13 protein-coding genes are annotated in these 15250 nt (G+C 57.4%); 6 read left to right on the top strand and 7 right to left on the bottom strand.

Annotated elements, in window-relative coordinates:
- Positions 1 to 110: 110 nt before the first annotated feature.
- A complete protein-coding gene (locus QEN43_RS13035; RefSeq protein WP_026611102.1) occupies positions 111 to 1358 on the top strand; it encodes an extracellular catalytic domain type 1 short-chain-length polyhydroxyalkanoate depolymerase in 1248 nt (415 codons plus the stop codon).
- A gap of 142 nt (positions 1359 to 1500) precedes the next feature.
- Here the strand turns inward: QEN43_RS13035 and QEN43_RS13030 are convergent, their stop codons facing one another.
- The 3 genes from QEN43_RS13030 to QEN43_RS13020 form a co-directional block, all read right to left on the bottom strand.
- Positions 1501 to 1965, bottom strand: coding sequence for a putative molybdenum carrier protein (locus tag QEN43_RS13030; protein WP_317963284.1), 465 nt, complete (start codon positions 1963 to 1965; stop codon positions 1501 to 1503).
- A 443-nt stretch (positions 1966 to 2408) separates the two neighbouring features.
- Positions 2409 to 3905, bottom strand: a complete 1497-nt coding sequence (locus tag QEN43_RS13025; RefSeq protein WP_026611104.1) for a bifunctional metallophosphatase/5'-nucleotidase — start codon at positions 3903 to 3905, stop codon at positions 2409 to 2411.
- 285 nt (positions 3906 to 4190) lie between these two features.
- Positions 4191 to 5645 carry an ATP-binding protein gene (locus tag QEN43_RS13020; protein WP_026611105.1) on the bottom strand — a complete coding sequence of 485 codons (1455 nt, stop codon included), beginning with the start codon at positions 5643 to 5645 and terminating at the stop codon, positions 4191 to 4193.
- Positions 5646 to 6361: 716 nt separating this feature from the next.
- Between QEN43_RS13020 and QEN43_RS13015 the strand changes: the two genes are divergently transcribed.
- The 3 genes from QEN43_RS13015 to QEN43_RS13005 all read left to right on the top strand — a co-directional run bounded on the left by QEN43_RS13015 (position 6362) and on the right by QEN43_RS13005 (position 7636).
- Positions 6362 to 6913: an rRNA large subunit pseudouridine synthase E gene (locus QEN43_RS13015; RefSeq protein WP_026611106.1), complete on the top strand. Its 552-nt coding sequence runs from the start codon at positions 6362 to 6364 to the stop codon at positions 6911 to 6913.
- 113 nt (positions 6914 to 7026) lie between these two features.
- Positions 7027 to 7401, top strand: a complete 375-nt coding sequence (locus QEN43_RS13010) for a 3D domain-containing protein (RefSeq protein ID WP_026611107.1) — start codon at positions 7027 to 7029, stop codon at positions 7399 to 7401.
- A gap of 91 nt (positions 7402 to 7492) precedes the next feature.
- Positions 7493 to 7636, top strand: a complete 144-nt coding sequence (locus QEN43_RS13005) for a DUF3309 family protein (RefSeq protein ID WP_084162199.1) — start codon at positions 7493 to 7495, stop codon at positions 7634 to 7636.
- A gap of 39 nt (positions 7637 to 7675) precedes the next feature.
- Here the strand turns inward: QEN43_RS13005 and QEN43_RS13000 are convergent, their stop codons facing one another.
- Entirely contained in the window at positions 7676 to 9127 is a 1452-nt protein-coding gene (locus QEN43_RS13000) for an amidohydrolase family protein (RefSeq protein ID WP_026611108.1), read from the bottom strand.
- A 156-nt stretch (positions 9128 to 9283) separates the two neighbouring features.
- Between QEN43_RS13000 and QEN43_RS12995 the strand changes: the two genes are divergently transcribed.
- Entirely contained in the window at positions 9284 to 9943 is a 660-nt protein-coding gene (locus QEN43_RS12995) for an MlaD family protein (RefSeq protein ID WP_317963283.1), read from the top strand.
- A gap of 1109 nt (positions 9944 to 11052) precedes the next feature.
- Here the strand turns inward: QEN43_RS12995 and QEN43_RS12990 are convergent.
- Positions 11053 to 11346 (bottom strand): RNA recognition motif domain-containing protein, encoded by a 294-nt coding sequence (locus QEN43_RS12990; RefSeq protein ID WP_026611110.1) that lies wholly within the window; start codon positions 11344 to 11346, stop codon positions 11053 to 11055.
- A 456-nt stretch (positions 11347 to 11802) separates the two neighbouring features.
- Here QEN43_RS12990 and QEN43_RS12985 point away from each other — a divergent pair, with 456 nt between their 5' ends.
- Positions 11803 to 12132, top strand: a complete 330-nt coding sequence (locus tag QEN43_RS12985; protein ID WP_026611111.1) for an exosortase system-associated protein, TIGR04073 family — start codon at positions 11803 to 11805, stop codon at positions 12130 to 12132.
- A 289-nt stretch (positions 12133 to 12421) separates the two neighbouring features.
- Here QEN43_RS12985 and QEN43_RS12980 read toward each other — a convergent pair whose 3' ends face one another.
- Both QEN43_RS12980 and mnmE read right to left on the bottom strand, forming a co-directional pair.
- The gene (locus QEN43_RS12980) at positions 12422 to 13723 is read right to left on the bottom strand and encodes an MFS transporter (protein WP_084162201.1); all 1302 of its coding nucleotides are present in this window, start codon (positions 13721 to 13723) and stop codon (positions 12422 to 12424) included.
- Positions 13724 to 13807: 84 nt separating this feature from the next.
- Positions 13808 to 15154, bottom strand: a complete 1347-nt coding sequence (gene mnmE / locus QEN43_RS12975; RefSeq protein ID WP_026611112.1) for a tRNA uridine-5-carboxymethylaminomethyl(34) synthesis GTPase MnmE — start codon at positions 15152 to 15154, stop codon at positions 13808 to 13810.
- Positions 15155 to 15250 lie beyond the last annotated feature (96 nt).

Genomic DNA, 15250 nt, shown 5'->3' with positions numbered 1-15250 from the left:
TGGTTCTCCCGGCTTTTTCCCCGCCCCGCCGGTGGAAATCGATTGACAGCCCACATCTCCTCGTACCGAACCATGGCCGCTGTTACATTCGCCAAAGGAGACCTCAGGTTATGACCGACGCACTGCACGCCGTAATGGCCGAAGCCACCCGGCTCACCCGCGCGGGCCGGCTCGATGAAGCCGCCGCCCTCATCCGGCACACGCTCCGGTGCGGTTTCGCACCCGATATGTCCTCGACGACCTCCGACGCTTCCGGTCAGGAACCGATTGACAACACGTGCCGCGTTATCGACGACATTCCCCAACTCAGACGACAGAAAAGCGCGGCATCGGCGCATGGGAGCCGGCACGAGGCGGGCCCCTTCACACCGTCGCCCGCCTTCGAGGCTCGGTTTCGTTCGCTTCGAACCGGACTCGAATCGATAATACCCAAACCGCGCCAGGCTAACCCGGACACTCAGGCAGGAGGGCAGTTCATGACAGGTTCCTTCACCAACCCGGCCGGAAACCGCGCCTATAAGCTCTATATTCCCAGCGGCTACCATGGACAAGCCCTGCCGCTCATCGTCATGCTCCATGGCTGCTCTCAGAACCCGGACGATTTCGCCGCGGGCACCCGCATGAATGTCCAGGCGGAACGAGAAGGCTTTTTCGTGCTGTACCCGGAGCAATCGCCCCAAGCTAATCCGTCCCGGTGCTGGAACTGGTTCAAAGCCAGCGACCAGCACCGAGATCAGGGCGAACCATCCATCCTTGCCGACATGACCCGGCATATCGTGAACACCTACGGCCTTGACGCCGGGCGGGTCTACGTGGCGGGACTCTCGGCCGGCGGCGCGATGGCCATGGTCATGGGCGTGAACTACCCGGAGCTCTACGCCGCCATCGGCGTCCATTCCGGACTCCCTTACGGCGTGGCCCATGATCTTCCCTCCGCGTTCGCGGCCATGCAGCAAGGGGAAACAGCCGCCCTGCTGCAACGAGACAGCCGCTTTCCGGCGGCGCTGAAAGCACGCCGGATTGTCCCCACCATCGTCTTTCATGGGGACCGGGATACTACGGTTCACCCCGGCAATGGCGATCAGGTGTTAGCGCAGTGGGCGACGCTACACTCAGGTACGGGAAGAAAATTGCGGGTCACCGTGAGCCGGGGTCAGGTGCCTCACGGGCATTCCTACACCCACTCCATCTATCACGACGCGAGCGGTCAGGTCGTCATGGAGCAGTGGCTGGTTCATGGGGCAGGCCACGGCTGGTCGGGCGGAAGTCTGGAGGGCTCTTATACCGAGCCAAAGGGACCCGACGCCTCGGTGGAGATGGTCCGGTTTTTCCGGGAACACGCGCAGGGCAAACTGTAAGCACTCAGCGAACCGATGAGCGAAACTTTCGTTGATCGTCAGTTGTACATCGGTTCTACCGTGTCGGGGAGCCGCGTGATCTTGTCGGTACCCTCCTTTTCGCCTACTCGGACGATCTGCACCAAGCCTTCATGATCGGGACTTACGAAACAACGGCGCCGATCACTTCCAGAACATAGGGGTAGGCTCGTGATTCTTCACTAGCCCTGGGACCGGCCACATTCAGCACGGCGATGTCGAATTCGGCGACAAACTTCCGGATGATGTCCGCGGCGCGATCGGCTCGAATTTCGTTCCCGTCGATCAACTGGTAGGGCCTTCTTTTCTCGATACAAAAGAGAAGCGTTGCTTCGGTGCCTCCTTTCGGCCGGCCGAAGTAAAAAATGACGGTTCCATCGCTGTCGAGGACGTTCTGCAATGTCCGCTCGCGATAGCTTCCGCCTTGGAGTTCCTGAAGTGGGTAACGATCCGGGATCCGCCCATCTTCCGCAAGCCGATCTTCCGGACACCAACCACCGCATGAAGCGCCATGCTCGATGGCCGCATCCAAGGCCGCGCGGTCCGCGCCGGTTTGCCCTCCGGATACGATCTTGAGAAGCAGCGGCATATGGAGCCAATCGATTCAATATGACTTCACATCATCTCATACGGTCCGGTCTTTTTTTCAGTGCCGTAACTTGCCCATAGTGCTCGGATAATGAGCCGGAAGCATCGTCAGGAGACTTGGACAAGTAACTACCTGGGCATCTCCACATTTGATCCATTGGCAACCTACATCAGGTCAACCGCCCAGTGCGGATCCGCATGCCGAGTGGCATGGGAGGGAAGCACCCACAAGGGCATCCCCCTATCTCTATCAAAGTAAAGAAACCAATGCAGCCACGATGCCGCTCGACATGGCCGTGAGCGCGACAAGTCTTGAGACGGCATTGCTCCATCTCGCTCGGGCCGCGGCGAAGCAGCTCCGCCGCGCACGTCATGGAAACCTCCGGATGGACCAGAGAACAACATGACCAGCACGGACTCCAAAGATCCTAATGCCAAACCGGGTCAGTATTGGGCCTTTACGGTATTACTCGGTGCGCCCCATTGCGTCCGCATGTGCTCGATCACCGCGAACCGGATGTCGGTCACCGGAGCGATTGCTTCCACACCCGGTGTCTTTTCGTTCAGAAATTCCAGCCCTTGTTCCTTGCCTTGCATCAGGAAATCGAGAATCGCGACCTTGTAAACGAGCTTGGGATCGAGCGGCGCTTCCCCGACGGTCCAACCGTCACCGTGACGGACGACACCGGCGGTTTGCAGATATCCACCCTTGCCCCGGTTGGCTAGACCTTGGTTCAGCACCCGGTTCAGGAGGTCGCCGCGCATATCCACTCGCAGAATCTGGCCGCCGAAAGGAATCATGCGCAACACGTCGTATTGGGTGATGGGCCCCGGCGGTACCACGTCGTCGATGCGTATCATGCCGCCGTTGAATATGGCGAGGTCGGCGCCCGGCACTGCCGCCCACATGGCCGTCGCGATGAGGTCGGTCAGGTTGCTTGGACCGTTGCGCACCGTTCCCTCTAGTCCGTCCAAAGCTTCCGGTGTGTTTGCGACGACTTGGTTGGGCTCGAAGCCGTCGGCACGGAAAGCCGCATAGCCGCGTTCCACCCAATCCTGCACGACCTTCACCGTCTCCTGGTCCTCAGGGAGGGCACTGGTGATCTTACGAAAATGCGGCTCTATTTTTACTAGGCGCCGCTGACCGGTGTCGTATTCCAGGTCCAGGACATACGCCGAGCGAGCATTGGCATCGGCCTTGAAGATCGGTGCGAACCGTAACCCGCGCCATTGCTGCACGTTGTCGTGCTCGTGTCCACCCAGCACCAGATCGATTTCCGGCGCTGCAGCCACTAGCTTTTGGTCGGCTTCGAGGCTCTGGTGGGTCACGGCGACGAGGATATCCACTTGGCCGCGCAGTTCCCGCGCCTGCTGCACGGCGGTGGCTAGCGGGTCGCGATAACGCACCCAGGCCGCCTTGTTACTGTCTAGGGTGACGCCGATAAGACCGATGCGCACGTTACCGCCGCTCTCACCCGTGACCGTGAACACGACATAGGGTTTCACGTGGGAAAAAGGCTGGCCTTCAGCGTCCACGACATTCCCGGAAAACCACGTGAACTTCGATTCCTCGATTCGCTGGAGAAACTGCTCGCGCGTCACGTCGAACTCGTGATTGCCGAAGGTCGCGAAATCGAAGCCGACGGTATTCATGACCGCGATCATGTGTCGGCCGGCCAACTTTTCCCCATCCACTACAGCCGTACCCAGCGCTGACGGGCTGAGGCAATCACCGGCCAGAATCGTGTAGGTGTGAGGATTGGCTTTCAGGAGTTGCTTGCGCAGGGTAGCTAGCCTCGCCATTCCACCTTGTTGACCACCGGCTACGGGCGTGATTTCGTAAACGTCGTTGAGTTGTAGGAACGTAATGGGAACGATTTCGGCGCAAACCGGCGTGCAAAGGCACAGCAGGATGATGGCCGCCCAGAGCTTAACTTTCATGCTCCCCCCTAAGTTGGCAATACTTCCGGGGCGGCATTATATCGAGGTGGAGATGTTTCCTAAGGGATTAAGCCTTTCTACGGCCGCCCATGGGGGAGCGATAACGCTTTTTCTGAAACGGTGTTTCGCACCTACAGGTACCGGCCGGACTATATCGCTCACAGAGACTTCGAAACCTCGATAATGTGACGACAAACACCCCTTAATGAGGCGTGCTGAAATGTTCTGGCACTTCCTCCAGCCATTCCACATCGCTGTACTTATAGCTTGAGTATCTCGAAAAATTCATACCGACAACCAATAACAAGCCAACGGTGCGGGTATGGCCATGATGCGGCCAATGGACGCGGACGAGGTATCACCACGCCGCGCGCTGGTTACATCCAGCACCTTGAAATCATCCCAACGCTGGGTGATGACATAACCTTCGCCGACACCGCGCTCCTCCATGAATAGCCGCAAACCCCGGAGCCGTTTCGGCGTGATTTCGCCGTCGTCATACTTTACCTCGAAAGGCACGAGGCGCTCGCCTGCCTCGGCGATGAGATCGACTTCCAGACCTCGGTTCTTCCTATCCTGCCAGTAGGCGAATCGGGGGCTCTGGCTGTAGTAACGGATAAAAACGTGCTTGAAAAAAGCAGTTTCCACTGCCGCACCGAGCCGCTCCGGCTGTTCCAGCAGTTTTCTCCCGAGCAGCAGCACAGCGCCAGGCAATGCAGCGTCGGCAAGATAGATCTTGTCCCGTCCCCGTAGGACTTCCTTACCGTAACCGTAAGGCTTGAGCCGATAAATTAGATGGGTAGACTCAAACAGGTCGAGAAAATTGAGCGCGGTTTGCCGGTTGACGCCCTCCAGCTGCTGAGTCAGGGTTGGAATATCGAGGATGCCGCCGTCGTGGTAACAGAGATAGAGGAAGATTTTTTCAACTTCCAGAATGCGGCGTACCCCGTAAAAAGCGGTCATGTCTCGCTTCAACACCTTGTCGACAATGTCTTCCCGCAACAGCCGCTGGCAGCGGGCAAGATCGTGGGCCAGGGCCGGCTCGGGGAATCCGCCGCGCAGCAGATACTCATGAAAATGCGCCATCAGGGGCCGCGCGGCGGCGGCGGTCAGCGCAAATTCGGCGTCGTGCCATTCGAATAATTGGCGCAGAGAACGCACCATAGGAAGCTCGGGAATATCGATCCGGCGCAACCGAAGGTATTCGGCGAAAGAAAGCGTGGGCAGGGGCAGGGTTTCCCATCGCCCGACGCCGGACTCCACGGTCCCTTGCCGAAGAGGATCGGCCGACCCTGTCATAGCCACGCGCGAGCTGGGATGAAAATCGACCTGGTGCTTTACCCAGGTCTGCCAATCCTGGACATATTGAATTTCGTCCAGAAATAGCATACGTGTGGGTTCCGACGATACAGGCGGAAAAAGCTCCTCCCAGGCTTGCAGGGTTTGTTGCAATCCCGCCAATTTGAGCAGCGGATGATCGAAGGTAGCATAAAGAATGTGAGTGGGAGGCCGCCCCGAGGCCAGCAGCTTTCGTATGGTCTGGCGAAAGACCGTAGTTTTGCCAACCTGCCGCGCACCTGACAGCAGTAATGCCCGACGAGAGTCCGTGGCGGTTGCCCAGTTCCACACCTGCTTGACAGCCGACCGCTCCCATTCCGGCAAGTCAGCCAAGGGTTGGCCGGACCACCATGGATTGAACTCCTGCAAGACGGAATAAAGCTCGGATTTAGGGATTTCCATGCTTAAAATTAAGAAATAAGTCTTTTATATTTGACTTATTTTACAATAATAAGCAATCAAGCTTAAATTGAGCCCCTAATTCCTGAATCGAACCAATAATGCAGTCGGTGCACTTCTTCAACTCAGCGTCGATCCCTGCCAATGGGCGCGGCGGCTCGAACATAGACAAACATAGAAGTGGCGGTTGAAACTCATCTCATAACTGATCTTGGGCTTGTAAGGGTCGATCCAGAGTCATGAGATCGGTTCAGTACATGACAACTTCCGTCTGTGGACCACATGCTTTTTAGTCCTTGCTGCGGCGCTACGCTGTTTGAAGACAGGTTCTCAGATAGGTGAGGCATGGTTAGGGTCGGTTTACTGTTGCCACACCATTCCGGCCTGCTCATGCCGCCCGTAGTTTTCTGACGTCCCTCCGCACCGGTTCGGGATCAAGCCTCTTTTGCGGATCGGAACAATGTTCGCGCCTGATTTCAGGCCATCCAAATCGAGGCCCAGGCTTCCAACATTTCAAGACGCTGTTCCAAATGGGCGAAGCGGTTGTAACTCGCGCAAGTTACGTTGCAGCTAGCATGATAAGTTGCGCTTCAATGATTTCGGTTCTGTGCCTGGAAAAATGCGCCAAAGTAGAGAAACAGCAGCGGACGCCTGCAGGGAAAATTCGTTTTAAACATTCGGCTGCTGAATCGGAAGATAAAGAACCTCTTTGAACCTATATGCTGATACTCTTCAACAAGCCCTATGGCGTTCTGTCCCAGTTCACCGACCGCGCTCACGGGCGCGCGACGCTCGCCGATTACATCCCGCTCAAGAACGTATACCCCGCGGGTCGGCTGGATCGGGACAGCGAAGGGCTATTGCTGCTGACCGACGACGGGCGCTTGCAGGCACGCATCGCCGATCCGCGTCACAAGATGGCCAAGGTTTATTGGGCGCAGGTCGAAGGCGTTCCGGACGAAGCGGCCTTGGAACGTTTGCGTCGCGGAGTGCTGCTGAAGGACGGCATGACTCGGCCGGCCAAGGCAAGAATCATCCAGGAGCCTGCAGGTCTTTGGCCGCGCAATCCGCCTATCCGCTATCGCGCCGCGATTCCGACAACCTGGATAGAGCTGACTTTGCGTGAAGGGCGCAATCGGCAGGTTAGGCGCATGACCGCGGCAGTAGGGTTTCCCACTTTGCGTCTTGTCCGCTGGGCAGTCGGGCCCTGGATACTGGCCGACATCAAACCCGGCGAATGGCGGGAAGCCGAGGTGTTTCGACGAGCGTGACCATCATTTCGATTGCGCCGTTTCGAAAGGACGAACCTGAGTAAAGAAGCGCTGTCTATTTGGTTATAGCCCTCGCAAAAAGGGCGGGAAGGATTCGCTGAAAGGTCTCGGGTATGGATACGAAACGGGCATCCTTCGGTGCGCTCATACTTGGAGCGGAGTTATGGTGGGCCGATCCCTTGGAAGCGAGATCGATGACCGTAACCGCTACCGCTTACAACTCCGTCGTTGCGCAAACCGATAGTACGCCTGACATCGGCGCCTGCAATGTACCTATCACGTCTATCCAGAACGCCATTGCCGTCTCGCGGGATCTATTCGAGATGGGACTGAACTGCGGAACGAAGGTCAAAGTGCACGGCCTGGGAGAATTCGTCGTGCTGGACAGAATGCACCACAGATGGGAGCGGCGAATCGATATACACATGGGTAAGAGGGTTCGAAAGGCGGTAGCCTGGGGCGAGAGAAAAGTCAGGATCTCGTGGTGAGCTCAGGGACGAACCCTTGCGAGCGAATCCTACGTCCGGTCCTGACCGTAGAACGTAAAGGGATGTTCAACCGAGGAGTTAAGGAGCTTTTATGGAAACGATTCTCCTGGTCGTTCTGATTCTGCTGATTTTCGGGCTTTTGCCTACTTGGCCCTACAGCAGAGGATGGGGTTATTACCCAAGCGGGATCATAGCCGTCATTTTGGTCATCGTCGTATTGATGGTCCTATTGTAGGTCTTTTTCTGAGCCTCTAGCTCCTGACAGAACAAATGGTTACACGGGGCCTCCCCTGTACCTTAGCAGATCGAAAAACTCCCGCCTCGTTTTCGGTCCGTAGCTGGCGAAACTCGGGTCCGGGTCTTCGGAGTAAACGCGCTTGATGTTCGCGACCCGGTCGGAAGCGGTGCGGCTCTTGATCTCATCTGTCGATATTCTGTAAGGCTTGGCGGCGTTCAAGCCGAACACCTTGGCGCGTAATTCCGCGGTGATCTCTGGATATCCATAGCGCTCCCTCAAAGACTCGGCGATCTGGAACGCACGAAACGCCTGGATTTGGTCTTGCGGACTGCCGTACCAGATTGAATCGGTGCCCCAGAGGACATTGTTTTCGCCGACGTATTTGAACAACTTGCCGAGCACATGGGCAGCTTGGTCGGGGTCGCGCATCAGCAGCTTCCAGGTGCTGCCGAGTTCGGCGTAAACATTAGCATTAGGTGGAATCTCGTTGTCCTGGAGCGATTTGATGAGAGAATCCACGCCGCCCGAGGCATTCTTGGGGTCGTAGGGTCCTTCCTTGCGTTTGGGTTCGTAGCCTGAGTGGTAAACGATGAACGCGACATCCGGAAACCGCTTGGCCACCACGCCGATATCGCGGCAGGTCGAATGTGCATAGTCGAGGCCGAAGAGGGGAAGCCCCTTATGGATGCAAATGACCTTGACGCCTAGGCTGCGGGCCTTTTCGATAAAAGGAATTCCGACATCAGGATCGTCCAACCAATACCCTTTTCCGGAAGGTCCCCACTGGGTGTAGGTTTTCCAGGCGGCAACGTCGTACTTTTCCTTTTGCATGGACATCGCGTCGATCTCGCCCGGCAGGTTGGGACGAACCAAGCCGTGAATCAGCAGCCGGTGCGAGCCCTCCAGCGCATCGACCATAGCTCGGGTCGTTGCAGCGTCTTCCGTGGTCAGCGGATCGTCGCCCGGGGCGGCCGGAACGGCGGAGAGCACCGCCATGGTGGTGTCGCTGTCGAGGAATACTTCGCGGATGTAATGCTCCGCCGAAAAGCACTCGATGGCGCCATCGCCACAATCGGCCTGGGGAAAGAAGCGGAGGCTGTACGTCCAGCGATTGGTCGGTCGCCGCCAAGGCCTCTTGGGGTTAACGTGGTGTCCCTGAATATCGAAGATAAACTCCTTTCCGCCTATGGCCGCTTCGGCGAGCTCCGGTTCGTAGGCTGCCAAGTCCGGGACTTCGTAGCGACCGCCGGTTTTGCCGAACGCCGCGAATGCGCGGTTCATCGCGAGCAGCGTCATCGCGGCGCCTGATGCCGACTTGAGAAACGCCCGGCGGGTCATGCCGAGCCGCCGCGACACGTTCGAAGCTTGATCGTGGGCCAGCCGTTTTGCGACCAATACCGGATAGGGCAAGGGCATGGGCAAATATTCGCCGTTGGTGGCGGTATCCAGTTTGATGGGCAAACGTTTTCCCTCCGGATCTATCGCCATAACGTCCTCCTTTCAGATCTGTTTTTCACCACCGGGAAGTCTAATTCTGAGACTGGGGATCGAAATGCTTGGTTTCTTCAACGCGTGATTCTTACCGCTCAAGTCGACACTTTGCTTTATCATGCCAGGTATTCGTAGTACCAGAGAGACACGCTCATGCCCCTCAAATACATTCCGCTCATCATCACATTGATTCTACTCCTAGTCGGTTGTAGTCAGGACGAACTCGAGTTGAAGCTGCAACTCGACACCTCGGGAGGATTGCAGCCGGGAGATGCCGTCGTCATTCAAGGCCGGACGGTAGGCCGGGTTACCGCGGTGAAAACGGCTGGGCAAAACAGTTACGTTGCGATGCTGGAGCTGGATAATTCTCAGACGGGGACAGTGACGCAGAGCGCCCGTTTCTTCGTCGACGAAGATCCAGACAATCCGGACAGGCGTCGGGTCGAGATCCTGCCGGGGAATGCCGACGATCCCCCTTTGGCGGACGGGGACACGGTCCAGGGCTCTGTGAGACAGATGCCGCTTTTTCCGCTTGGAGAGATTTTCCGTGGTTTTGCCGAAGGATTGGGAATTTTTCGGGATCAGGTGAAACGTTTCGAGTCTGAAATGCGGCGGTTGCCGGAATCCGAAGAAATGGACAAGCTGAGGAAAGAGTGGGCCCGGCTATTGGACGAGCTCCAGAGCGCACGGGCGGCTACAGAGGACTCTATTAAGGAGGATTTGCTGCCTAAGCTGCAGAAGGAGATGCAGCGGCTGGAGGACCAGCTTCGGTCTCTCGAGGCACGACCGAAAAAAGAACCAGAGACGATCTGAGACCGATTCATACATATGAGGTTGTTGCAAAAAGTCGAAAATGTAGACTCCGACGGGGACAAAACCCAGCATTTTCAGTCGGTTGTGGGGTTCCTTTGCATTCCAGCTTAAACTTTTGCAACAACCTCCTTGAAATCCTATCCCAGAAGTCCCAAAACCCTGCGACACGCTCGGGCCTATTGACCTACCGAGATGGACTCTCGGATGCTCTCCCGAAGTGCAAAGAGACCCGATAAAACGGCCGCTTGGGCATCGCCCCTTGTCAAGCTTGCGTACATACGAAGCGGTACGTATTTGTCTTCGGCACATATGCGGTTTTAATGAAGCCACCTGAAACCGGAGCACGGCTACCCCAAGGTTCCAGTTTCAGGTCCGGAACAGCGGACGTTCCGGTAAGGATTAGGATGTTGCGAAGGGACTTAGGGATGTCGCAAGGAACAGGAGGTTCCGAACGGAATAGGGAAAATTCCGTGTAGGATGTGGAACGCGAACGGATCTTAGGGATATCGCGATAGGAAAGGGATTTTCCGAACGGACTCGGGATGTCTCGAAGGGAAGCGGGGCATTCTGATCCGAGATTCTTCAGCGGACCAAGTTTCGTATTTCAATGACAGCGGATGTCGACCCTGAACAGGGATGTTCCCACCTGCGCTAAATCCTACGAACGCAAACCGGCCATCCGCAAATAGCCGGTAAGGGCGGAATTCAGCCCGACCTCGGGCTTTTAAGCCCGTATAACTGACGATTACTGCTATCTCCCGCGCGGTGGCCGAAAGCCACTGGTTGGCGGGTTTGCTTTTGCTGATCCCGAAACCGTTCCTGAACCGGCCTAGGGCTCGGCACGAGACGACTCTCGGAGCGTGCACAGCAAGGTCCTTCCACAATTCGCTTTTAATCGGGCATGCGTCTCCGAGGGCAAATCAGGCATTTTCGCGAGATTCCACCAAGTTCGGCGCGGCGTACCCCACCAAACAGCTCGAATCGGTGGGTTATGCAGTGCCGAGCGACTAATCCACCGTCGACGGGTTTTTGCCCCACTCTACCCATCACCCATCCCACTTTCATGTTCATGCGAATAGCGCATGAACGCTCCTTGGGGCGTTTCTCGGTCAGTAATCGCGACGCTTGCCACCGCGCTGAGTGGACCCGCCGCGGTTGTTTTCGCGGGGACGAGCCTCGTTTACGGTAATGGAACGGCCGCCGAATTGCGTTTGATTCAATTTTTCGATGGCTTCCTGTGCACCCCGGCTGTCCATCACGACGAAGCCGAAGCCCTTGGATTGTCCGGTAAACCGATCGGTGATCAAATTCGCTGATTGAACCTCGCCATATTGGGCAAACAAGCTGCGAAGCTCGTCTTCCGTGGTCTGGAACGATAAATTACCTACGTAAATGTTTTTCATTCGAAAATAACTCCAGCTCCGGCCCGCGCCGGAACATCGACTAACAAGACGGCCTTAAGAGGCCCCGAACAAACCTACGAGTTACTTCTTGAGGTATGAGGCGAGGACTTCGGGGACGGAGCGAACGACGCCGGATCCAGGAAGGAATTACCAAATGCCGCGGAAGGAACGTGTCAGGTTTACGCACTCTAGCACAATGCCCCTCCTTTGCCTATGGCTCCTTATGAATGCCGCGTTGAATGAATTCGTCAGGAAGTGTCGTCGAGCAGTGGAGGATTCGCGTTTCGGTGGTTCTTTCTCCGCAAGAATCGGATACGAGAACGTCCTCTGACCAAGAACGAGAAGGCGGCGGATGGCGGCCCTCGCTTGCCCCCGCCGCGGCAAAAGGCGAGAATCCCGCTGATCTCTTGCGCCGGGATATTCTGTTCCCGAGCGCAGAAACCCGAGGAGAAGAAAATGTATAAAACTCGCCCATTTATTCTGTGTGCCTGCCTGGCAGCCCTTTTGCTAACCACTTCCCAAGCCCAGGCGCAGACCGCTGCGCAGAAATTCGGCCGCGGTTTGGCCGGCATGACCTGCGGTATTCTGGAACTGCCGGGAAACATCGTCAAAGAGACGCAACGGCAGGGCCCGATCGGCATTCCGATCGGCCTCGCTTACGGCCTCGGCATGACCGTGACGCGCGAGCTGGCTGGAGTCTATGAGTTCGTTACGGCCCCTTTCCCTATGCCCGCCGGCTTTCGGCCGATTCTGCGTCCGGAATACCCCTGGGATTACTTCAGATAGGCCCCCAACGGTCGGATCGACGTAACGGTCACGACATGATCGGGGGGAATAAGAGTCGAGTCACAATGGGGGTTAGCTAAGGAGCTTGGGTGTAAGGCTTCGAAAACGACCGTGGTATCCAGCGACGCCCGAAGAACTCCGCTTCGGGCGGTACGTGCTTGCCGAAGCGATATCCCTGGCCATCCATACCCTTAGGCAGCTAGAAGGGTTAGGACAGGCCAGTCGGAGGACTTTATCTAGGCTTCCTTATGGCGGCGTTCCGGAAAGCATCTCTCGGCCGCCCTGTGACTCAAGAACCTCGCCCTTTGCCCGCGCGGTTTCGTGGCTTGCTGCCATGACCTTTCTCGAAAGATGGCGTTTCGCCAACAGGAGGTGGAAATCGATCCATCGTTCGCAACTCGGGAAACGCGTACATCCAAACGATAGCGACGGCCAGTGTGACCGCTCCTCCGACGATGATCGCGGGGATGAGTCCGAACCATGCGGCGGTGAGACCGGATTCGAACTCGCCCAGTTCGTTGGAAGCGCCGATGAAAACCGAGTTGACGGCGCTCACCCGTCCACGAATGGCGTCGGGGGTTTCAAGCTGAACCAGCAGGTGGCGGATGTAAACGCTGACCATATCTCCGGCACCCAGTAGGAAAAGCGCAAACAGCGACAGAGGAAAACTGGTAGACAGACCGAGCACGATGACGGCAGCTCCAAACACAGCAACCCCGCCGAACATCCATCGCCCGACGTACCGGGAGATGGGGGTAAAGGCAAGCAGCAAAGCCGTCAGGGCGGCGCCGGCTCCCGGTGCGGTGCGAAGCAGGCCGAGCCCGGTCGGACCGACGTGCAGAATTTCGCTGGCATAAGCAGGCAGCAAAGCCGTGGCGCCGCCGAACAGAACGGCGAACAGGTCGAGCGAAATGGCGCCGAATACGGTGGGACGTGATCGCACGAACCGCAAACCGTCCAAAATGCTGTCCCAACTAACGGGCTCCCGACGCTCGGTTCGGCGAGGAAAACCGCGCATCGAAAGCATCAAGACAGCGGAAAGTCCAAGCAGCGCTGATACTGTCGTGTAAACGGTCAGAGGCCCCGCCAGATAGAGTAGGCCGCCGAGCGCGGGACCTAGGATCACCGCCAGTTGAAAGCTGGAGGAACTGAGCGCGACGGCATTGCCGAAAGCTTCGGCAGGCACCAGATTAATGACGATCGCTTGGCTGGACGGCATCATGAAGGCTCGCGCCGACCCGTAAAGCGCCATGACGGCAAATACCGGCCAAACGATCTTTAGCCCTGTTATGGTGAATCCGATCAACAACAGGCCGCACAGCATTTCTACGGCGTAGCAGAGCGTGATGATGCGGCGGCGGTCGAAGCGATCCGCCATCTGGCCGGCGATCAACACCAGCGGTACGAAGGGCAGGAATTGAGCGAGGCCGATGAGTCCGAGGTCGAGTGCCTCGCCGGTCAATGAATAGACTTGCCAGCCTACGGCCACGCTCTGCATTTGTACTGCGACCGCCCCGAAAAACCGGGCGCACAGATAAAACGAAAAGTCGCGATAACGAAGAGCCGAGCTCGTGGACGCAAATAAAGACATATCTTCCCTTGGTCTCTGTCAGTGTGCGCTGGTTTTTGGGATTGCCGTCTTGAGACGAGATCAGCGCTCGAGCATGGCCTGGGCTCACTTGCCGATACAAAAGCTCGAGAATATCCGGCTCAAGAGGTCTTCACTGGTGAACTCGCCGGTGATTTCCGACAGGGCGGTTTGGGCTTCGCGGAGATCTTCGGCGACCAGTTCGGCGGCGCGGATCTTGAGCTGGGATTCCGCGCTCTCGATGAAGCTCTCGGCTCGGCTGAGCGCATCAAGATGACGGCGGCGGGCAATAAAGATATCGTCCGCCTCGCTGTCGTAGCCCATCGAAGTTTTGAGGTGTGTTTTGAGGTGCACAATCCCCTCGCCGGTCTTGGCGGAAAGATATACCGCGGGACCGCGGCGGTCTTCGACGAAGCCGGCCGGTTTTCCGGTGAGATCGATCTTGTTGTAGACGCGGGTAACCGGGATCTCCGCGGGAAGGCTGGAAAGCAGGGCTTCACCCTCTTCCGGGCTGGAGTCATCGATCAAAAGCAATAATCGGTCGGCCTTATGAATCTCGTCCCGCGCGCGGCGGATGCCTTCGCGCTCGACGACGTCCTCGCTTTCCCGGAGGCCCGCGGTGTCCACAAGATGGAGAGGCATGCCGTCGATCTGGATATGTTCGCGCAAGGTATCGCGGGTCGTACCGGCGATCTCGGTGACGATGGCGGCTTCGCGTTCGGCCAACCGATTGAGAAGGCTGGATTTTCCCGCGTTCGGGCGGCCGACGATGACGACTGTCATGCCTTCACGCAACAAACAACCTTGCCGCGCGGAGTGGCGGATATGCCGAAGAGTCGCGCGCAAATCCGAGAGTTTTTCGGCGATACGGCCTTCGGACAGGAAATCGATGTCCTCGTCCACGAAGTCTATGGATGCTTCCACGTACTGCCTGAGCTCGATCAAGTCTTCGACCAATTGGTGGATGCGGGTGGAGAACTCACCTTGAAGAGAGCGTTGGGCGGATCGGGCGGCCTGCTCGGTCGTACTTTCGATCAGATCGGCGATGGCTTCGGCCTGCGCCAGATCGATCTTGTCGTTGAGGAAGGCTCGTTCGCTGAACTCTCCCGGCCGTGCCAATCGAGCGCCCAAATCCAGAACGCGGCGGAGCAGCAGGTCGAGGAGGACCGGGCTGCCGTGCGCGTGTAACTCGAGGACGTCTTCACCGGTGAACGAATGCGGCGAAGAAAAGAACAAAGCGATACCGGTATCGAGAACCGAACCGTCCCGGTCGTAAAAGTGACCATAGTGGGCGTAGCGCGGCTGGAGTTCCTTGCGGAGAAGCTCGCGCATTATGGTTCGAACCTCATCACCCGAGAGACGGATCACGCCGATGCCGCCTCGGCCTGGAGGCGTGGCAATGGCGGCTATAGTGTCTCGGGATGAGATGTTCATTGTATGGACACCGGAACCAATAGTCGTTCCGGCTCAAAGTGGGAAGAGGGGCGTAGTGTGCCGTCATAAGGCAAGAAGCACGCGGCCGACCTAGGT

This window comes from Methylocaldum szegediense, from assembly GCF_949769195.1.
Taxonomy (GTDB): domain Bacteria; phylum Pseudomonadota; class Gammaproteobacteria; order Methylococcales; family Methylococcaceae; genus Methylocaldum; species Methylocaldum szegediense.
Note: the sequence above shows the minus strand (reverse complement) of the source record. Positions and strands in the feature narration are given on the sequence as shown.